Annotated in this window: 19 protein-coding genes; 8 read left to right on the forward strand and 11 right to left on the reverse strand. The window is 72.0% G+C overall.

The genetic code is table 11. The features are described from left to right. Window positions 1-18 precede the first annotated feature (18 nt). Both C1J01_RS18060 and C1J01_RS18065 read left to right on the forward strand, forming a co-directional pair. The gene (locus tag C1J01_RS18060; protein ID WP_111180138.1) at window positions 19-966 is read left to right on the forward strand and encodes an aldo/keto reductase; all 948 of its coding nucleotides are present in this window, start codon (window positions 19-21) and stop codon (window positions 964-966) included. A gap of 133 nt (window positions 967-1,099) precedes the next feature. Further along, window positions 1,100-1,987, forward strand: coding sequence for a hypothetical protein (locus C1J01_RS18065; protein ID WP_146615641.1), 888 nt, complete (start codon window positions 1,100-1,102; stop codon window positions 1,985-1,987). 77 nt (window positions 1,988-2,064) lie between these two features. Here C1J01_RS18065 and fabI read toward each other — a convergent pair whose 3' ends face one another. After that, window positions 2,065-2,829, reverse strand: coding sequence for an enoyl-ACP reductase FabI (fabI, locus tag C1J01_RS18070; protein ID WP_111180140.1), 765 nt, complete (start codon window positions 2,827-2,829; stop codon window positions 2,065-2,067). A gap of 1 nt (window position 2,830) precedes the next feature. After that, entirely contained in the window at window positions 2,831-3,526 is a 696-nt protein-coding gene (locus C1J01_RS18075) for a beta-ketoacyl-ACP reductase (protein WP_111180141.1), read from the reverse strand. Between the two features lie 77 nt (window positions 3,527-3,603). Between C1J01_RS18075 and C1J01_RS18080 the strand changes: the two genes are divergently transcribed. Both C1J01_RS18080 and C1J01_RS18085 read left to right on the forward strand, forming a co-directional pair. Beyond that, on the forward strand, window positions 3,604-5,097 hold the full coding sequence (locus tag C1J01_RS18080) for a TldD/PmbA family protein (RefSeq protein WP_111180142.1): 1,494 nt from the start codon (window positions 3,604-3,606) through the stop codon (window positions 5,095-5,097). Beyond that, window positions 5,094-6,491, forward strand: a complete 1,398-nt coding sequence (locus tag C1J01_RS18085) for a metallopeptidase TldD-related protein (RefSeq protein ID WP_111180143.1) — start codon at window positions 5,094-5,096, stop codon at window positions 6,489-6,491. Before C1J01_RS18080 ends, C1J01_RS18085 begins: the two co-directional genes overlap by 4 nt. Before the next feature lie 317 nt (window positions 6,492-6,808). Here C1J01_RS18085 and C1J01_RS18090 read toward each other — a convergent pair whose 3' ends face one another. Continuing rightward, window positions 6,809-7,021, reverse strand: a complete 213-nt coding sequence (locus C1J01_RS18090) for a dodecin (RefSeq protein WP_111180144.1) — start codon at window positions 7,019-7,021, stop codon at window positions 6,809-6,811. Between the two features lie 99 nt (window positions 7,022-7,120). Between C1J01_RS18090 and C1J01_RS18095 the strand changes: the two genes are divergently transcribed. Further along, window positions 7,121-7,435 carry a DUF3099 domain-containing protein gene (locus C1J01_RS18095; protein WP_111180145.1) on the forward strand — a complete coding sequence of 105 codons (315 nt, stop codon included), beginning with the start codon at window positions 7,121-7,123 and terminating at the stop codon, window positions 7,433-7,435. 304 nt (window positions 7,436-7,739) lie between these two features. On the opposite strand, the gene C1J01_RS18100 is transcribed toward C1J01_RS18095, so the two are convergent. The 4 genes from C1J01_RS18100 to C1J01_RS18115 all read right to left on the reverse strand — a co-directional run bounded on the left by C1J01_RS18100 (window position 7,740) and on the right by C1J01_RS18115 (window position 10,621). After that, window positions 7,740-7,997 (reverse strand): DUF6457 domain-containing protein, encoded by a 258-nt coding sequence (locus C1J01_RS18100; protein WP_111180146.1) that lies wholly within the window; start codon window positions 7,995-7,997, stop codon window positions 7,740-7,742. A 42-nt stretch (window positions 7,998-8,039) separates the two neighbouring features. Then, window positions 8,040-9,029 (reverse strand): GTP 3',8-cyclase MoaA, encoded by a 990-nt coding sequence (gene moaA / locus C1J01_RS18105; protein ID WP_111180147.1) that lies wholly within the window; start codon window positions 9,027-9,029, stop codon window positions 8,040-8,042. 176 nt (window positions 9,030-9,205) lie between these two features. Then, window positions 9,206-10,183, reverse strand: a complete 978-nt coding sequence (locus C1J01_RS18110) for an NAD-dependent epimerase/dehydratase family protein (protein WP_146615642.1) — start codon at window positions 10,181-10,183, stop codon at window positions 9,206-9,208. Window positions 10,184-10,258: 75 nt separating this feature from the next. Continuing rightward, on the reverse strand, window positions 10,259-10,621 hold the full coding sequence (locus tag C1J01_RS18115; protein ID WP_111180149.1) for a winged helix-turn-helix transcriptional regulator: 363 nt from the start codon (window positions 10,619-10,621) through the stop codon (window positions 10,259-10,261). Between the two features lie 121 nt (window positions 10,622-10,742). Between C1J01_RS18115 and C1J01_RS18125 the strand changes: the two genes are divergently transcribed. Further along, window positions 10,743-11,552: an NAD(P)-dependent oxidoreductase gene (locus tag C1J01_RS18125; RefSeq protein WP_235854505.1), complete on the forward strand. Its 810-nt coding sequence runs from the start codon at window positions 10,743-10,745 to the stop codon at window positions 11,550-11,552. 259 nt (window positions 11,553-11,811) lie between these two features. Here the strand turns inward: C1J01_RS18125 and C1J01_RS18130 are convergent, their stop codons facing one another. The 3 genes from C1J01_RS18130 to C1J01_RS18140 all read right to left on the reverse strand — a co-directional run bounded on the left by C1J01_RS18130 (window position 11,812) and on the right by C1J01_RS18140 (window position 15,691). Beyond that, window positions 11,812-12,306 carry a hypothetical protein gene (locus C1J01_RS18130; RefSeq protein ID WP_146615643.1) on the reverse strand — a complete coding sequence of 165 codons (495 nt, stop codon included), beginning with the start codon at window positions 12,304-12,306 and terminating at the stop codon, window positions 11,812-11,814. A gap of 154 nt (window positions 12,307-12,460) precedes the next feature. Further along, on the reverse strand, window positions 12,461-13,774 hold the full coding sequence (locus C1J01_RS18135) for a hypothetical protein (RefSeq protein WP_111180151.1): 1,314 nt from the start codon (window positions 13,772-13,774) through the stop codon (window positions 12,461-12,463). A gap of 78 nt (window positions 13,775-13,852) precedes the next feature. Continuing rightward, window positions 13,853-15,691 (reverse strand): AMP-dependent synthetase/ligase, encoded by a 1,839-nt coding sequence (locus tag C1J01_RS18140; protein ID WP_111180152.1) that lies wholly within the window; start codon window positions 15,689-15,691, stop codon window positions 13,853-13,855. A 142-nt stretch (window positions 15,692-15,833) separates the two neighbouring features. Between C1J01_RS18140 and C1J01_RS18145 the strand changes: the two genes are divergently transcribed. Continuing rightward, window positions 15,834-17,315, forward strand: a complete 1,482-nt coding sequence (locus C1J01_RS18145) for a peptide MFS transporter (protein ID WP_111180153.1) — start codon at window positions 15,834-15,836, stop codon at window positions 17,313-17,315. A gap of 10 nt (window positions 17,316-17,325) precedes the next feature. Beyond that, a complete protein-coding gene (locus C1J01_RS18150) occupies window positions 17,326-17,934 on the forward strand; it encodes a trimeric intracellular cation channel family protein (RefSeq protein ID WP_111180154.1) in 609 nt (202 codons plus the stop codon). A 28-nt stretch (window positions 17,935-17,962) separates the two neighbouring features. Here the strand turns inward: C1J01_RS18150 and yczR are convergent, their stop codons facing one another. Beyond that, window positions 17,963-19,387, reverse strand: a complete 1,425-nt coding sequence (yczR, locus tag C1J01_RS18155; protein ID WP_111180155.1) for a MocR-like transcription factor YczR — start codon at window positions 19,385-19,387, stop codon at window positions 17,963-17,965. Window positions 19,388-19,460: the final 73 nt, after the last annotated feature.

The raw sequence follows: 19,460 nt of genomic DNA on the forward strand, positions 1-19,460 counted from the left end.
CGGTACCCTGGCGCAATCATGGAGCAGCGCTATGTCGGCCACAGCGGTCTGTCGGTGTCCCGGCTGGGGCTCGGCACGATGACCTGGGGCCGTGACACCGACGCGGACGAGGCCGCCGCCCAGCTCCGCACGTTCCTCGACGCCGGCGGCACCCTCGTCGACACCGCCGACGTCTACACCGGCGGCGACGCCGAGCGGCTGCTCGGGCGGATGCTCCGCGACTCCGTCCCGCGCTCGGAGCTGGTCATCTCCACCAAGGCGGTGGTGACGCCGGCCGGCCGCCGGCCGCGCGACGCCTCCCGCCGCCATCTGATCGCCGCGGTCGACGCCTCCCTCAGCCGTCTCGGGCTCGACCACGTCGACCTGTGGCAGCTGCACACCTACGACGACGAGGTGCCGCTGGAGGAGACCCTGGGCGCGCTCGACGCGATCGTCTCCTCGGGCCGCGCGGTCTACGCCGGCGTCTGCGACTACACCGGCTGGCAGCTGGCCGCCGCCGCGGTCGCCCAGAAGTCGGTGCCCGGCCGCATCCCGATCACCTCGGCGCAGGCCGAGTACTCCCTGCTGGCCCGCGAGCCCGAGCGCGAGCTGCTGCCCGCCGCCGCCCACCTGGGGGTGGGCGTGCTGGCCTGGTCGCCGCTCGGCCGAGGCGTGCTGACCGGCAAGTACCGCACCGGCATCCCGGCCGACTCACGCGCCGCGACGCCGCACTTCGCCGACTTCGTCCGGCCGTACCTCGACGAGCGCAGCCGCCGGGTGGTCGAGTCGGTGATGACGGCCGCCGACGGGCTCGGCGTCACGCCGCTGGCGGTGGCCCTGTCGTGGGTGCGCGACCAGCCCGGCGTGGCCTCGGCGATCGTCGGGGCGCGTACGCACGCGCAGCTCAAGGGTGTGCTCCTGGCCGAGGACGTCGTGCTGCCACGGGAGATCCGGGAGGCGCTCGACGATGTGTCGTCCCTTGACTGACTTAGAACCCGAGGCTCTCTCGCGTATCACTAGTCGATACCGAATCGCAACTTTACCTGTCAAACGCCTGCGTCTGGCGTGCGATGTCCATAAAGATTTCTCGTGGAGGCGACGCAGGAGGGGACGGGGACGGATGGGGAGCAGGACCGCGATCCCGGCTGGAGTTCTCGCGGTGGCGCTGGTGGCCGTCCCGATGGGGGCGCCCGCCGCGGCGGACGCGCAGGACTGCTCGCGCGAGGGGGGCCTGCTCTCGGGGGTGACCAACACGTTGTGCGACGTGGTGAACGTCGTCACCGGCACGGTCGACACCCTGACCGGCGGGGCCACCGACAAGCTGACCGACGGCGTGGACAAGACGACCGACGAGGTGCTGGGCCGCGTCGGCGAGGTCGTGCCGACGACCAGGCCCTCGGCCAAGCCCTCAGAAAAGCCCTCCGAGAGGGACACGCCCACCTCGCGGCCGTCGGAGGCGGAAGAGCAGGAGGAGCCGTCGCGGACGCCGAAGCCCTCGCGCCCGACCCGCACGGCGCTGGTGCCGGAGAACCTGGAGGATGTCTGCCGCGGGGTGCCCGCCTGCGTGGAGCACGGGATCGTCGACAAGCCGACGCGCCGCCCGACGCCCTCACCCGAGCGTACGAAGCGGCCCGGCAAGCAGCGCCAGGACGAGCGCGACACCGCGGTGGTGCCGCCCGTCACGACGCGGCCGGAGAGCCGGCCGCAGAGCATGGACACCCCGCGTCCCGTACGCGAGAAACGGGCCGACGCCGACAGGCCGCGGGTCGACCTGCTGTGGCCCAACCCGTTCGCGCACGAGCTGAGCGTGCCGATGCAGGACCGCCGGGTCGTGCGGCCCACGCCGCCGGCCTCCGACGTGCTCGGCACCGTGCTGACGATCGCGCTGCTCGGCTCGGCGGTGCTGGCCACCCGGATCGTGCAGCAGCGCCGCCACCGTGCGGAGCCGGTGGAGTCGATCCCGTTCGAGCCCGCCCGCGCGGGCAACGGCCGTCACCGGCTGGCCTGACACGACTGAAGGGCGGCGCGCGCCCCCATGGCGCGCCGCCCGCCCGGTGGGCGGCCCCGCTCGGGGGCCGGCCCGGCTCAGGCTCCGATGGCGTGGACGCCGCCGTCCACGTGGACGATCTCACCCGTCGTGGCGGGGAACCAGTCGGACATCAGCGCCACGCACGCCTTGGCCGCCGGCAGCGTGTCGGACAGGTCCCAGCCGAGCGGGGCCTTGTCCGGCCAGCTGTCCTCGAACTCCTTGAAGCCCGGGATCGACTTGGCCGCCATCGTGCGCAGCGGACCGGCCGCCACCAGGTTGACGCGGATGTTCTGCTTGCCGAGGTCGCGGGCGAGGTAGCGGCTGCACGACTCGAGACCGGCCTTGGCCACGCCCATCCAGTCGTAGACGGGCCAGGCCTTGGAGGCGTCGAAGTCGAGGCCGACGACCGCGCCGCCCTCCTTCATCAGCGGCAGGCAGGCCACCGCCAGCGACTTGAAGGAGTACGTCGAGACCTGCAGCGCGGTGGCCACGTCGTCCCACGGGGTGTTGAGGAAGTTGCCGCCGAGCGCGGTCTGCGGGGCGAAGCCGATCGAGTGGACGACGCCGTCGAGCCCCTCGACGTGCTCGCCCACGCGGTCGGCCAGCGTGTCGAGGTGGTCGGTGTTCTGGACGTCGAGCTCCAGCACCGGCGCGGGCTCCGGCAGCCGCTTGGCGATGCGCTCCACCAGGCTCAGCCGGCCGAACCCGGTCAGCACGACCGTGGCGCCCTCCTCCTGGGCCAGCTTGGCCACCGAGAACGCGATGGAGGCGTCGGTCAGGACGCCGGTCACGAGGATCCGCTTGCCTTCGAGAATGCCCACGTCAGTGCCCCATTCCGAGTCCGCCGTCGACCGGGATCACGGCCCCGGTGATGTAGGAGGCGTCGTCGCTCGCCAGGAACCGCACGACGCGCGCGACCTCCTCCGGGGTGGCCTGCCGTCCGAGCGGGATGTTGGTCACGATCGCCTCGTGGTCGAGGTCGGCCGTCATGTCGGTGGCCACGAAACCGGGCGTGACGACGTTGGCGGTGATGCCGCGCGAGCCGTACTCGCGGGCCAGGGAGCGGGCGAAGCCGATGAGGCCGGCCTTGGAGGCGGCGTAGTTGGCCTGCCCGGCCTGGCCGGTCACGCCGACGACGGAGGAGATGAGGACGATCCGGCCGCGCCTGAGCTTCATCATGGGCCGGATGGCCCGCTTGGCCACGCGGTAGGCGCCGGTCAGGTTGGTGTCGACGACGTCGGTGAAGGTCTCTTCCTTCATCATCGCCAGCAGGGTGTCCTTGGTGATGCCGGCGTTGGACACCAGCACCTCGACCGGACCCTGCTCGGCCTCGACCTTGTCGAAGGCGGCCTCGACGTCGGCCATGCTGGTGACGTCGCAGCGCACGCCGAACAGGCCCTCGGGCGGCTCCCCCGATCGGTAGGTGACCGCGACGGCGTCGCCCGCCGCGGCGAGTTCACGGGCGATCGCGAGGCCTATGCCGCGATTGCCCCCGGTGACGAGTACAGAGCGTGCCATGACAATTGACGCTATCCCCTACCGGCGGGTATCCGCTTGTCCGGGTGGCACAAGATCACAGGGTTAGGATCGTGGACATGCGCCAGATCGATCCCGACTTCCTGGAGCTGCCGCTGCGGCAGCTGGCGGACGCCGCCCTGCAACGCGCCCGCGACCTCGGCGCCGAACACGCCGACTTCCGCCTCGAGCGCGTGCGCGCGGAGACGCTGAGTCTCTATGATGCCCGGCTCGAAGGCGCCATGGACGCCGACGACCTGGGCTACGCCGTGCGCGTGGTCAAGGGCGGCACCTGGGGGTTCGCCGCCGGCATCCACCTGACGCCCGAGGCCGCCGCCACAGTGGCCGAGCAGGCGGTGCGGGTGGCCGAGGTGAGCGCCCCGATCAACCGGGAGCCCATCGAGCTGGCGCCCGAGCCGGTGCACGCCGAGGCGGTGTGGGTCTCGGCGTACGACGTCGACCCGTTCGAGGTGGCGCAGGCCGACAAGGTGGGCCTGCTGGCCGACTGGTCGGCCGGGCTGCTGAAGGGCGCCGACCACGTCTCGGCCCGGCTGCTGCAGGTCAAGGAGCAGAAGTTCTACGCCGACACGGCCGGCACGGTGACCACCCAGCAGCGGGTGCGGGTCTACCCGAAGCTCAACGCGATGAAGGCGGCCGAGGGCGGCTTCGACGACATGTCGACGCTCGCGCCGCCGGTCGGCCGCGGCTACGAATACCTGACCGGCACGGGGTGGGACTGGCAGGACGAGCTGGCCAGGCTGCCGGAGCTGCTGGCGGAGAAGCTGGCCGCGCCCTCGGTCGAGGCCGGCGACTACGACCTGGTGATCGACCCTTCCAACCTGTGGCTGACGATCCACGAGTCGATCGGCCACGCCACCGAGCTCGACCGGGCGCTCGGCTACGAGGCCGCCTACGCCGGCACCAGCTTCGCCACGTTCGACCAGCTGGGCGAGCTGGTGTACGGCTCGCCGCTGATGAACGTCACGGGCGACCGCACGGTCACCCACGGCCTGGCCACGATCGGCTACGACGACGAGGGCGTGCAGGGGCAGAGCTTCGACGTCATCCGCGACGGCGTCCTGGTGGGTTACCAGCTCGACCGGCGGATGGCGCTGATGAAGGGGTTCGGGCGCTCCAACGGGTGCGCCTTCGCCGACTCGCCCGGCCACATGCCGATCCAGCGGATGGCCAACGTGTCGCTGGTGCCGGCGCCCGGCGGGCCCTCGACCGACGAGATGATCGCGGGCGTCGAGCGCGGCCTCTACATCGTCGGCGACAAGAGCTGGTCGATCGACATGCAACGCTACAACTTCCAGTTCACGGCGCAGCGGGCGTACAAGATCTCTCACGGGAAGCTGGAGGGGCAGGTCAGGGACTTCGCCTACCAGGCGACGACGACCGACTTCTGGCAGTCGATGGAGGCGGTCGGCGGGCCGCAGACGTACGTGCTGGGGGGCGCGTTCAACTGCGGCAAGGGACAGCCCGGGCAGGTCGCGCCGGTGAGCCACGGCTGCCCGTCGGCGCTGTTCCGCGGCGTGCGGATTCTCAACACGGTGCAGGAGGGCGGGAAATGAGCGAGCTGTCGGTCCAGACCTCCGCGCAGGAGACGGTGGAGCGGGCGCTGGAGCTGTCGCGCAACGACGGCTGCGTGGTGCTCGTGGACGAGGGCTCCACGGCCAACCTGCGCTTCGCGGGCAACACGCTGACCACCAACGGGGTGGCCCGCTCCTCGCGGCTGACCGTGATCTCGATCGCCGGGCAGGGCGTGGGCGTGGTGTCGCGCGCGGCCGTACGTCCCGACCAGCTGGCCGACGTGGTGGCGGCGGCCGACGCCGCGGCGCGCGACGCCCGGCCCGCCGAGGACGCCCGCCCGCTGGTCGAGGCCGGCGCCGCCTCGCCGCACTGGGACGACGAGGTACGCCCGACCGACATCGGGGTGTTCGAGCGGTTCGCGCCCGCGCTCGGCGAGGCGTTCGCCGCCGCGGAGGCGGGTGGCAGGAGGCTGTACGGCTTCGCCGAGCACTCGCTGACCACCACCTTCCTCGGCACGTCGACGGGCGTGCGGCTGCGGCACGACCAGCCCGCCGGGCGGCTGGAGGTCAACGCCAAGTCGGCCGACCTCAAGCGCTCGGCGTGGACGGGCGTGTCCACGCGCGACTTCACCGACGTCGACGTGGCCGCGCTGGGCTCCTCGCTGGCGCAGCGGCTGGAGTGGGCCAAGACGCGGGTCGACCTGCCCGCGGGGCGCTACGAGACGCTGCTGCCGCCGAGCGCGGTGGCCGACCTGATGATCTACCTGTTCTGGTCGGCGGGCGCCAGGGACGCGCTCGACGGGCGTTCGGTCTTCTCCAAGCCGGGCGGCGGCACCCGGGTGGGCGAGCAGCTGGCCACGCTGCCGGTGACGCTGTCGAGCGACCCGGGGGCCGAGGGCATCGCGTGCGCGCCGTTCGTGACGGCGCACGCGGCCAGCAGGGAGAGCTCGGTGTTCGACAACGGGCTGCCGCTGGCGCCGACCGACTGGATCAGGGACGGCCGGCTGCAGGCGCTGCTGCAGACCCGCTACTCGGCCGAGCTGAGCGGGCTGCCGGTGACCCCGGCGATCGACAACCTGATCATGCGCGGGCCCGGCGGCGGGCCGTCGCCGTCGCTGGAGGAGATGATCGCCTCGACGCGGCGCGGGCTGCTGGTCACCTGCCTGTGGTACATCCGCGAGGTCGACCCGCAGACCCTGCTGGTGACCGGGCTGACCCGTGACGGCGTCTACCTGGTCGAGCACGGCGAGGTCGTGGGCGAGGTGAACAACTTCCGCTTCAACGAGAGCCCGGTCGACCTGCTGGGGCGGGTGACGGAGGTGGGCGCGAGCGAGCGCACGCTGCCCCGCGAGTGGAACGACTACTTCCAGCGCACGATCATGCCGGCCCTGCGCGTGCCCGACTTCAACATGTCCACAGTCAGCCAGGCAAGCTGACCCACAGCCCGAGTTCCGCGTCCGAAGCCGACCCGCACCGCCGTCTCCCCGTCCGGAGCCAAGGCGGTGCGTCGCCGTGGCGCGGTTGCTGAGACGGCGGTCGTCGAGCGCGCGCCGGGACGTAGCCGGGCCTGCGCGCGGCCGGCCCCCGCGCCGATTCCCGGTCGTTCATGCCGTCGTACGGCGACAGCACCGCATCCCGTCGGCCGCACGCAGGCCGACGGCCCTGTCACGCCCCAGCGCGCTGCTCAGCGCCGTGCGGCTCGGGGGTGCCCCTTTGGGGTCCCAGGCGGGGCCGTGAGGCGCTCTGACGGGCGTCAGGCGTCTTCCAGGCGGAAGCCCACCTTCATGCCGACCTGGATGTGGGCGACCTCCCCCGACTCGATGTGCCCGCGGATCTCCGTCACCTCGAACCAGTCCAGGTGCCGCAGCGTCTGCGCGGCCCTGCGCAGGCCGTTGCGGATGGCCTCGTCGACGCTCTCCTCCGACGTGCCGACGATCTCGGTGACCCGGTACGTACGATCCGTCATCTCCCCGTCCTCCCTTACTGAAAGGCCATGATCACATGACCCCGTGCCCGCTCCGGGGCGCGGTGGCGACCACCACCCCCTGGGTCTACCGTGGAAGGTATGAAGGGGTGGCGCAAGAAGCCGGACGTCCACCAGGTGACGGACGCCAAGCCGTCGCTGACCGACGACATTCGCAGGCGTGAGATCAGCTACCTCATCAAGATGGGCATCCGTACGATCTGCCTGATCCTGGCGGTGGTCGTGCCCGTTCCGTGGCCCTACCGCCTGCTGTTCATCGCCGCTGCGGTCTTTTTGCCATACATAGCCGTAATCGGGGCCAATGAGAGGGGCGAACCTGCCCCGTCACAGACCAATCAGTCGCCTGAGGCTAACCAAACCGAGATACCGCTGCATCGACGCGAGATCGGGTCGTGACTAAGTCTTGACGCATCCCATGGGTTGTAGGTGTACGCTTTAGCCAAGCGCTCCGGTCCCCCGTCGGAGTGCTGGTGCCGGCGTTCCGGGCCCCCGTCGGAACGCCGATGAAGCGACGCCGGGTGGTTTGCCCCCGTAACCACCCGGCGTCGCCCTTTTCCGGCGACGTTTTGATCAACCACCGGGCTTGCCGGCCCCGTCGGATAGGGCCGCTTTCCCGAAATCGTTTACACTCACCCCCGCCCCGATATTCACAGGAAATCCTCAGGCGGGGGCGCCTTGACTTCAGCAGTTGATTCGTGTGTCAGCTGTCGGTCAGGGTCTCCTCGGTCGCCTGCCCCCAGTTCTTCGCCAGCGCGACGATCCGCTCCACGGCGTCCTCGGAGGCCGTCCCCGACCCCTGGGCGAGCCCCACCAGGTACGCCGTCAGCGGCGCGGCCGGGCGGGCGACGTTGTGGGCGACCTCCTTGGTGAGGTCGAGGATCTTGTCGCGGTCCACCTGGGCCGGGTCGAGGCCCAGCTCCTTGCAGGCCAGGTTCGTCCATTCGTTGAGCACGTGCATACGAGTCTCCTCAGATCGGTGATGGTGTCGCGCGGGGAGTCGTCAGCCGCCGATGGCGGACATGGGGCGGGACGGCTGCAGGAAGGACGGGTCGTCGATGCCGTGGCCCGCGCGCTTGCGCGCCACCGCCGCGATCCACCGCTCGGCCAGCTCCTCGTCGGAGGCGCCCGCGCGCATCGCCGTCTTCAGGTCGGACTCCTCGGTCGCGAACAGGCAGTTGCGCACCTGACCGTCGGCGGTGAGCCGCACGCGGTCGCAGGAGCCGCAGAACGGCCGCGTCACCGAGCCGATCACGCCCACCCGGGCCGGCCCGCCGTCGACCAGGAACCGCTCGGCGGGGGCGCTGCCGCGCTCTTCGAGGTCGTCGGCCGCGAGGTCGAACTCGCCGGACAGGAGCTGCAGGATCTCGTCGGCGGTGACCATCTCGTCGCGGCTCCAGCCGTGCTGGGCGTCGAGCGGCATCTGCTCGATGAAGCGCAGCTCGTAGCCCTGCTCGAGGCACCAGCGCAGCAGCGGCACGGCCTCGTGGTCGTTGACGCCGCGCATCAGCACCGTGTTGACCTTCACCGGACGCAGCCCCGCGCGGTCGGCGGCGGCGAGGCCGGCGATCACGTCGGCATGCCTGTCGCGGTGGGCGAGCCGCTTGAACGTGGCGGGGTCGAGGGTGTCGAGCGAGACGTTGACGCGGTCGAGGCCCGCGGCGGCCAGCGGCTCGGCCAGGCGGGCCAGGCCGATGCCGTTGGTGGTCAGGGAGACCTGCGGCCGGGGCTCCAGCGCGGTGGTGCGGCTCACGATGTCGACGAGCTCACGGCGGAGGAGGGGCTCGCCGCCGGTGTAGCGGACCTCCGTGACGCCGAGCCGCTCGACGCCGATCGCCACGAGGCGGACGATCTCGTCGGCCGTCAGGAGCTGGGCGTTCGGCAGCCAGTCGAGGCCCTCGGGCGGCATGCAGTACGTGCAGCGCAGGTTGCACTTGTCGGTGAGGGACACCCGCAGGTCTGTCGCCACCCGTCCGAACGAGTCTCGCAACATGGGGCGTCACCTCCTGTTCGTTTGTTCGTTCGCCAGAGCGCCAGACGCACAGACTACGTCGGCCGACGTCCGGCGCGGGGAGTCCGGTCCTCAGCCTCGACAACACATTGTTCCCTAGATCGATTCCTCGTTACCCCGCGAATGCCCGCTTTTCGTGACAGAACCCGTGGTCGGGGTCATGGTCCGGCCAGGGCGGCGTCGTCCGCGGCGGCGTCGGCGTCCGTCCAGCCGCCCTCCGGCGGGTGGGCCAGGTGCCAGCGGACCGACTCGGCGACCCTGGTCTCGGGATCGCCGGGGGCCCACCCGAGGAGCCTCTCGGCGCGGGCCGAGGAGACGAGGAGATGCTGCGCCGGCGCGCCGGCCAGGGCGAGGTCGGGCGGGAGGCGGTCGTCGGGCACGCGTTCCAGGCGGGTGCGGGAGCCGGAGGCGCGCAGGATCTGCTCGAACCACACCCCGATCGGGACCGTGGTCGCCTCCCCCAGGTTGACCGCCTGGCCGTCGGCGGCGCGGGTGTCGAGGGCCGCCAGCACGCCGGTCGCCATGTCGTCGACGTGGCCCCTGGTCCACAGGAGGTTGGCGGCGCCGACCGGGATGCTGTCGCGACCTGCGCGGACCCGGCGCAGGATCGGCTCCTCCCTGCGCTGATAGTCGTGGGGGCCGTACACGAAGGGCAGGCGCAGGACGACGGCGCCGCGCTCGAGCCAGCGCGCCTCCACGTCGAGCTTCTCGTAGTCGTCGGGCACGCCGGGATAACCCTTGCCGCGGTACGGGTAGCGCTCGCGGCGCAGCGGCGACTCCTCGCTGATCGGCACGGGCGACAGGCACTGGCCGGTCTGCAGGCCGGTGTAGGCCTCGTAGACGTCCTGGCTGGACAGCACCACGGAGGGCACGTGCGGCAGCACCGGCAGGACGGCGTCGACGTCGGCGCCGGTGAGCGCGAAGGTGTCGATCACCGCCTGCGGGGCGAAGTCCTCGATCTGGCCGGCGTGCCGGGCGAGGTCGTGGCGGTCCGTGCGCAGGTGGGCGCCGGGCACGCCGGGATCGGAGCGTGCGGAGCCGCGATGGGCGATGAGAACCTGGTCGCCGCGCTCGGCGAGGCGTTCGGCTATGCGGCGGCCCAGGAACCAGGTGCCGCCGAGGATCAGCACTCTCATGCGGCCTACCCTGCCACTTCCCGGCCCACGGGCGGCGTCGTCAGGCGGCCGTTTCCCGGCCCGGCGGGCGCGTCGTCAGCCGGCCTGCCATGAGGCGCGGGCTTCGGTCAGCTCGGCGAGGTGCGCGCGCGACCAGGCGCAGCCGGCGTTCATCGGCTCGATGAGACTGCGGCCGAGGTCGGTCAGCGCGTACTCGACGCGGGGCGGGATCTCGTCGTACGCCGTGCGCGTGAGCAGGCCGTCGCGTTCCATGGCGCGCAGGGAGGCGGTGAGGACCTTCGGGGTGATGCCGCGCAGCGGCGCCTGCAGCTCGGTGAAGCGCCGGGGGCCGGACTCCAGGCAGCGGATGATCTTCGCGGTCCACTTGTCGCCGATGCGGACCGGCCCGGTGACCGGCGGGCATCCGGCGAACATGTCGGGATCGAGCGGCTCGGACATCCCGCCATCGTAGGCGCGCGGTCTCCGCTGGTGGGGGTCACTATCGTTGCGGAAAGCGACATACCGCCCCTTACGGTCTGCCGGGACGGCCGGACGGTCCGGCCGCGGGACGGAGTGCGTGATGAGCAGGATCGTGGTGTTCGGCGCCGGCGGGCGAGCCGGACGGCGGGTGGTCGCGGAGGCCGCCCGGCGCGGACACGAGGTGACGGCCGTGGTACGAACCCCTGACCGCCATCCCGACCTGGCCGGTGAATGGGCACGCAATCCCGGCCGGCACCCCGAACCGGCCGGTGAACAGGTAAGGGAGCCCGGCCGGCACCCCGAGCCGGATGGTGGGCAGGTGCGGGAGAGCAGCTGGCGTCCCGAGCCGGGCGTTGAGCGGGTGCGAGTGACCGGCCGGTATCCCGACGTGGACGGTGGGCGGGTGCGGGTTGTGGCCGGGGACGTCACCGATGCGGGCAGCGTGGCCGAGGCGGCGGCCGGGCACGACGTGGCGGTGCAGGTGGCGGCGCGGCTGGACGTTCCCGCGCGGGACTTCTTTCCCGCGGCGGCCCGGGCGCTCGTGGACGGGCTGGCGGGGGCCGGCGTCTCCCGGCTGGTGGCGCTGGGGATCGGCTCGCTGCTGGAGGTGGCACCGGGGGTGCGGCTGGTGGACACGCCGGGCTTTCCGGCTGACGCGCGGACGTTCTCGCTGGGGCACGCGGCGGAGCTCGAGGTGTTCGAGGGGTCGGCGCTCGACTGGGTGGTGATCGCGCCGCCGCCCGTGATCCTGGACGCCGAATCGCCGGGGACGGGGCGGTATCGGGTCGGCGGGAATCGGGTGCCCGCCGAGGGCGGAGCTGCCTTCTCGTACGCGGACGTGGCGCGGGCGATCGTGGACGAGGCGGAACGGCCCGCGCACCACCGGGTTCAGGTCGCTGTTTTCACGTAGCAGTCGCGGCTTGAGCTGGGGTTCGCGGCGGGCGGCGGGGTGCCGTTGCCGCGAAATACCGTGATGCCTGAACTTTCGCGAAAGCGCATGGGAAAGGCGCACGGAATTACAGGACGACCTGCAGATATGGCGAACGCCCGGCCGCAATGGCCGGGCGTTCTTTCTGCCGATCCAGGTGGTCGGCCCGGGCGGGCCACCCCAGTCGTGCCGGCTCGGGAGGCCGGTCCGGTGGGCCGGTCGTCAGCGGGTGGACCGGGGGTCAGCGGCGGTGGCCGATGACCTTGAGCCAGTCCGTGCCCTCCGACGGGGACAGCCACCTGGCGCCCTCGAAGACCGCGCGCCACGTGCCCGACGTGCGGGCGGGCACCTTCGTGCTGAAGTAGCCCTTGCCGCTCGTGCGGACGGTGTCGACGTACTCCCACTTGCCGCTGCCCGCGGGCTGGAAGAGGATCACGACCCGCTTCCAGGCCAGACGGTGCCAGCGCTCCTGCTTCTTGCAGGTGTCGGCGTGGTGCACCGAGACGAGACCACTGATGTAGTCGGCGTCGCACTGCACCGAGAGCTTGCCCGAGAGGGTGATGGGCTTGCCGCGCCAGGCGGGCTCGGGGCTCGCGTCGAGGTGGAGGCTGGTGCGGCCGCCGGCGACATCCGGGTCGAGACCCGGATCGTCGGCGAGCGCGGGCGAGGCGGCGGTGGCCACCATCGTGGCGCCCAAAGCGGCGGCCGCGAGGCCGGCGGCTAGACGTCGCATCATCACTGCAGAATTCCTTCCCCGTGTGAGAACACCCCCCAATTCAGGGGACGTCAAACGCCAATGACGCGTAACAGTACGGAAAAGTTGCAATGCGGCAGATCACGATTCGGCAACGAAGATAGCTGCAACGCCTTATTTAATTACGTTTATCGCCTTATTGGGCGATTTGGTGAGCTTTCGAGATGTCTGGTGCGTAATGGGCGGTTCCGGAGTAGCGGACCCGCCAGTAGCCGCTCGTACGGCCCTTGACCGTGCCGACGAACGCTCCGGCCGCGTCCGTCGTCGCCTCGCCCGCCTTCTGCCAGTCCGAGGACGTGTCCGGACGCCACAGCAGCTCCAGCCGCTGCCTGCCGAACGGGCCGTAGTCCGTCAGGCCGCGCGGGTCGACGCGGTGCAGCGAGCCCCGCACCCGTACGGTCTCCGCGCGGGGCGACTTCTCCACCCGTACCGACGAGAGCTTGGTCTCCCGCCGGAGCTCGAACGAGGCGTATTCCTTGATCGTCGCGCCGTTCGCCCCCGTGGCGGTCGCGGTGATCGTCCAGGTGCCCGCCGGGTAGTAGCGGGTGAGCCTCTTGTCCGGCAGGAAGCGCCAGGTCTGCCAGCCGTCCGCGACGCGGGCCGCGGCCGTGCGCCGGACCATGTGCGGCGGGAGTGGCGGCGCCTCCTGCGCGGTGGCGCCGTCCTTGGATGCCGGGCCGGGCTGCGGGTTCAGCGGCATCCGGTCGTTCGGGCCCAGCGGCTGAAGGTCGCGCGGCTGAGGCTTGAGCGGCTGAAGGTCGAGTGGCTGCGGGTTGAGGGGCTGCGGGTTGAGGGGCTGCGGGTTGAGGGGGCGCGGCTCGGGCCGGTCAGGCATCCACTCGTACTGGGGCTCCGGCTCGACGGCCGGCGCCGCTCCCGGCGCACCGGAGACGCCCGGCGCGGCGCCCTCTGCTCCCGGCCGCGCCATGGAGTCCGGCCCGACGGAGGCGTCCCGGGAGTCCGAGGCGGCCCGCGAGTCCGGGGCGGCGTTCGGCGGTGGTGTGGCGGCCGCGGCGGGGACGGAGGTCTGGGCGGAGCCGTGGCCCCTGCCCAGGGCCAGCACGTGGGACGGCGGCCGGATCTGGCCGGGGACCTGCGCGGGCGCGTAGACGGACGACTGGGGCGGCGGCTGGATGGGCACCTCGACGGGCGGCTGGGTCGGCGCCGGCTGCTCGACCTCCGGCGCCGGCTGCTTGTCGGCCAGGACCGGCCCCGGAGGATCGCCAGGCTCGACCTTGACGGTGACGCCGTTCTTGCCCCGCACCCCCCTGGCGATCACGTCGATCACCAGGCGGACGGAGCCTTGCGCGCCGACCACGGGGTGCTCGGGACGTACGGTGATGGAGCGGATTTCGGGCTCGGTCGCGGCGGCTGCCCAGGCGGCGGCACCGGTCGCGGGCGCCGTGAGGGATCCCGCCGCGAGCGAGACGAGAAGAAGGCTTCTGGTCATGATCGAGACGGTAGGAACCGGTCGGTAATGACCAGGACCCCGACACGCGCCCCCCTTGGCAAAGCCCGGCGGGAGCGGTCAGGAGTCGGCGTAGAGGGACTCGATGATGTCGGCGTACTTGGCGTGGATGACGCGGCGCTTGAGCTTGAGGCTCGGGGTGAGCTCCTCGGTCTCGGCGGTCCACTCCGTGCCGAGCAGCGCCCACTTCTTCACCTGCTGCACCCTCGCCAGCTTGGCGTTGGCCGCCTCCACCGCGGCCTCCACCTCCTTGAGGACGTCCGGGTGCTCGCTCAGCTCGGCGAGCGAGCCGGACGTGATGCCGCGCGCCCGCGCCCAGCCGGGCGCGATCTCGCCGTCCAGGGTGAGCACGGCCACCGGGTGCGGCCGGTTGTCGCCGTAGGCGAGGGCCTGGCCGATGAGCGGGTGCTCCTTGAGGTGGTTCTCGATCTCGGCGGGCGAGATGTTCTCCCCGCCGGCCGTGATGATCAGCTCCTTCTTGCGGTCGACCACCCGGTAGAAGCCGTCCTCGTCGACGGTGCCGATGTCGCCGGTGTGCAGCCAGCCCTCGGCGTCGAGGAGCTCGGCGGTGGCCTCGGGGCGGTTGACGTAGCCGGCGGTGTTGAGCGGGCTGCGGGTGAGGATCTCGCCGTCCTCGGCGATGCGGACCTCGACGCCGGGCTCGGGCCTGCCGACGCTGCCGAGGCGGTAGCAGTCGGGGCTGTTGGCGGTGAAGGCGCCGGTCGTCTCGGTCATGCCGTACACGTCGATGACCTTGAGGCCGAGACCGGCGTAGAAGCGCTGGACCTCGGCGGGCAGCGGCGCGGCGCCGGTGGCGGTCCACTCGGCGCGGTCGAACCCGATCATGCCGCGGATGACCGACAACAACGACGCCTCGGCCTTCTCGTACGCGGCCGTGATCTCGGGCGTGCGGGTGTGGCCGTACTGGCCGGCCTCGATGTAGGCGGCGCCCGCCGCCATGGCGGCGCGCACGGCGGCCTGCTGCTCCTCCGGCTGGGTGGCGAGGACGGCGAGCAGGCGGGCCATCATCTTCTCCCACACCCTCGGCACGCCGAAGAACATCATCGGCCGCACCTGCCCGAGCACCGTGCCCAGGTTGGCCAGGTCGGTGCAGAAGTGCACGTGGGAGGCCTTGACCAGGGGGAGGTACAGGCTGAGGACACGCTCGGCGATGTGCGCGTAGGTGAGGTAGGAGATCTGCGTGCCGCGCATCGGCAGGTCGGCCATCCGCTGGGTGGCGGCGACCTCGTAGAAGATGTTGGTGTGCGTCAGCGGCACGCCCTTGGGCCTGCCGGTGGTGCCGGAGGTGTAGAGCACGGTGGCGACGTCGCCGGGCGTGACCGCGCGCCAGCGCCGCTCGACCGCCGCGGGGTCCTCGGCGAGCCGGCGCCGGCCGAGGTCGAGGAAGTCGGCCCAGCTCATGAACCGGTCGCCGGCCGGCGCCCCCTCCAGCATGATGATCGTGCGCAGGTCGTCCAGCCGGTCGAGCACGGGCTGCCAGCGGGCCAGGTCGGCGGGGCCGCCGAGCACCGCGTACCGGGCGCCGACGTCGGAGGCGACGAAGGCGATCTGGTCGGGCGCGAAGGTCGAGTAGACCGTGCAGCCGACGCCGCCCGCGTGCACGGCGCCGAGGTCGGCCAGGACGTGCTCGCTGCGGTTGACCATCATGAGGGCCACCGGCTCCCCCGGCCGTAATCCGAGCGCGGCGAACCCGGCGGCGATCTCCAGGACCCGTGTGCGCGCCTGCCCGTAGGTGAGCGTCGCCCAGCCGTCGCCGTCCGGGCCGGAGTAGGCGGGTGCGTCGGGGTACTGCTCGGCGGTCCGCCTGAGCTGTTCGCAGACGGTGAGCCCCGAGATCTCCTGCTCGATCTCGGCGCGCACTTCGAGGACTTCGGCCATGGCACCCGCCTCCGGTCAGTGTTCACTTGCAGGAACGTGCCCGCATCGCACCACAGACAAGGGGTAGCGACAAGACCTTCCGGCCGAAGCACCGAAGCGCTTGACATAAAGTGATCGATTAGTTACAGGACGGGGGTTGTGCATGAGTGACGGCGGTGGCAGGACGTTCTTCGGTCACCCACGAGGTCTGGCCACGCTGTTCGGCACCGAGATGTGGGAGCGGTTCTCCTGGTACGGCCTGCGGGCGATCCTCGCCACGTTCATGGCCGCCTCGCCGGCGAACCAGGGGCTGGGCCTGTCCGACGTGACGGCCCAGGCGGTCGTGGGCGTCTACGGGGCGCTCATCTACCTGGTGGCGCTGCCCGGAGGGTGGATCGCCGACCGCATCCTGGGCGCGCGCAGATCGGTCTTCTGGGGCGGGTTCGTCATCATGCTGGGGCACATCAGCATGGCGATCCCGGTGACGACGCCGTTCTTCGTCTGGCTGGGGCTCGCGCTCATCATCACCGGCACCGGCCTGCTCAAGCCGAACATCTCCGTCATGGTGGGCCGGCTCTATCCCGAGGAGGACGACGGCCGCCGCGACGCCGGGTTCTCGCTGTTCTACCTGGGCATCAACCTCGGCGCCTTCTTCGCGCCGCTCGTGGTCGGCTGGCTGGCCGCCGGCGACCGCTGGCACCTCGGCTTCGGCGCGGCCGCGGTCGGCATGGCGCTGGGCCTGGCGCAGTACGTGTGGGGCAGGCAACACCTGCGCGGCGTCGGCGAGCGTCCCGGCATGCGGCTGACGCCGGACGAGCGGCGCCGCTTCGGCCGCCTGGCCGGCCTCGGCACGGCGCTGACAGTGGTGGCGCTCGCGGCGTGGGCGGCGACCGGCACGCTCACCATCGACCGGTTCACGGTGGCGGTCACGATCGTCATCCTCATCGTGCCAGTGGTGTACTTCGGTTACATCATGCTCGGCAGCCACGGCCTGACGGACGACGAACGCATCCGGATGAAGGCGTACATGTGGCTGTTCGTGGCGGCGGCCGTCTTCTGGATGATCTACGACCTGGCGCCGAGCAAGCTGCTGTTCTTCGCCCGCGACCACACCGAGCTGTCGATGTTGGGCATCCCGATCCAGCCGGCCACGACGCAGGCGTTCAACCCGCTGTTCATCATGATCTTCGTGCCGGTGTTCGCCGCGTTGTGGGTGAAGCTGGGCACGCGGGTGAGCACGCCGCAGAAGTTCGCGTTCGCGCTGGTCATGGTGGGGCTGAGCTTCGTGGTCATGGCCGTGGCCGCGGCGCTGGCCGGGACCGGCCGGGTGTCGGTGTGGTGGCTGGTGCTGGTCTACCTCGTCCAGGTGTTCGGGGAGCTGTCGCTGAGCCCGGTCGGGTTGTCGGTGACGGCGAAGCTGGCGCCCGAGGCGTTCAAGGGGCAGATGCTCGGCCTGTGGTTCATCGCGGTGTCGGTGGGCGACGCGGTCGGCGGGCAGACCGGGCGGCTCGGCGAGGTGTTGTCCGAGCCGATGTACTACCTGCTGCTGGCGGCCCTCGCGGTGGTGGCGGGGATCGCGCTGTTCATGTTCACGCGGCGGCTGCGGGTGATGATGGCCGAGCACCACGAACCCGCCATGCGGTAGACCTTCCAGCGTGTTCCATCTTCTCGACCTCGCGGGCGTCTTCGTCTTCGCCCTGTCCGGGGCCCTCATGGGAGTGCGCAAACGGCTCGACGTGGTCGGGATGGGCGTCCTGGCCGGGATGACCGCGCTCGGCGGCGGCGTCGTGCGCGACCTGATCCTCAACGTGCGGCCGGCCGCCTTCCAGAGCGTCGGCTACGTGCTGGTGCCGGTGGCCGCGACGGTGATCGTCTTCTTCTGGCATCCGCACGTGGCCCGGGTGATGCCGGCCATCCTCGTGCTCGACGCGGCCGGGCTCGGCCTGTTCTGCGCCGTCGGCACGCAGAAGGCCATGGAGTACGGCCTCAGCCCGCTGCACGCGACGCTCCTCGGCGTCACGACGGCCGTGGGCGGGGGCATGCTCCGCGACATCCTGTCCGGGGAGATCCCCACGCTCCTGTACGACCGCCAGCTCTACGCCGTGCCCGCCCTGGTGGGCTCGGCGCTGATGGCGGGCCTGTACGCGTACGGGCTGCAGGGCTGGCCGGCGACCCTGGCGGCGGCGCTGCTGGCCTTCGGGCTGCGCATCGCGGCCATGCGCCGCAAGTGGCGGGCCCCGCTGGCGAGGGGACTCGGCGACTAGCGTCAGACCATCGGCTCAGACCATCGGCTCACACCATGGCGACCAGCGGGTCGGGCACGCGGGCCGAGCCGGACACCCCGTCGCGGGCGGCGCGGATCCGGGGGACCGCCTCCTCCAGCACGCAGGGCGGCAGCGTGTACGGCAGCCGCAGGCAGCCCTCAAGCGTGCCCTCGGGGCCGAACCAGGGGCCGGGCGCGAGGCGTACGCCGTGGGCGGTCGCGGCCTCGGCGAGCGGGGTGGCGCCGCCGCGGTCGAGGCGTACCCACAGGGCGCCGCCGCCGGGCGGCACGGTGAAGGTCCACTCCGGCAGGTGCCGGCCCAGGGCCGAGACGAGCGCGTCGCGCGAGGCGCGCAGGGCGCGGCGGCGCTCGGCGCGCGTCTCCTCCAGCCGGTCGAACAGGCGCGCCACGACGAGCTGCTCCAGCACGGGGCTGGCGATGTCGGCCGAGGAGCGGAACAGGGCGATGCGGCGCGCCAGCGCGGCGGTGGTGCGGATCCAGCCGATCCGCAGGCCGCCCCACCACAGCTTGTCCGCCGAGCCGATGCTGATCACCCGGTTGTCGGTGTCGAAGGCCGCCGCCGGCGACGTGGCGGGCACCTCGTCCAGGCCCAGCTCGGCCCAGGTCTCATCCACCAGCAGGATCGTGTCCGTGCGCCGGGCCGCCTCGGCGACGGCGGCGCGCACCGGGTCGGGCATGAGAGCGCCCATCGGGTTGTGGAAGTCGGGCATGAGGTAGGCCAGGCGCGCCCCCGACTGACGCAGCGCCGCGGCGACCAGGTCGGGCTGCCAGCCCTCGTGGGAGACCCCGACCGGCACGATCCGGGCGCCGCGCCGGCGGGCCGCGTCGAGGGCGTGCGGGTACGTCGGCGACTCCACCAGCACCGGGTCGCCCGGCCCGACGAGCAGGCCCATGACGAGGTGGATGGCGAACTGGGAGCCGGTGGTGACGACGATCTGCTCCGGCCTGGTGGCCACTCCCCTCGCGGTGTAGCGGGCGGCGATGCGTTCCCGGAGCGCCGGCAGGCCGAGGGGGTCGTAGCCGTTGCCCATGGCGTACCGGGGCAGGTCCTCGGCCGCCTGGGAGACGGCGGCGGCGAGGGCCGACGGGGCGGGCGGGGCGGCGCTGTGCAGCGGGATGAGGCCGTCGCCGGTGTCGAGCCACGGGTTGTCGGCGGTCGTGGCGGGATCGGGCAGGGCGGTCCAGCTGCCGGAGCCGCGCCGGCTCTCCAGGTAGCCGCGCTCACGCAGCAGGTCGTAGGCGGCGGTGACGGTGGTGCGGCTGACGCCCAGGGCCTCGGCGAGGTGGCGTTCGGCGGGCATGCGGACGCGTACGGGGATCTGGCCGTCCATGACGAGGGCGCGCACCCCGTCGGCCAGGGCGCGGTAGTACGGGCGCGCCGCGGGGTCGAGCGTGACGAGCCGCGCCACCTGCTGTGCGGACAAGTGCCTCATAAGGCCACTTTTCGTGATTGGCCCTGTTTTGGCAAGCGGGGCCGTGCCACTCTGAGGCCACTATGAGCGAGAC

The organism is Nonomuraea aridisoli (assembly GCF_003236395.1).
GTDB lineage: Bacteria > Actinomycetota > Actinomycetes > Streptosporangiales > Streptosporangiaceae > Nonomuraea > Nonomuraea aridisoli.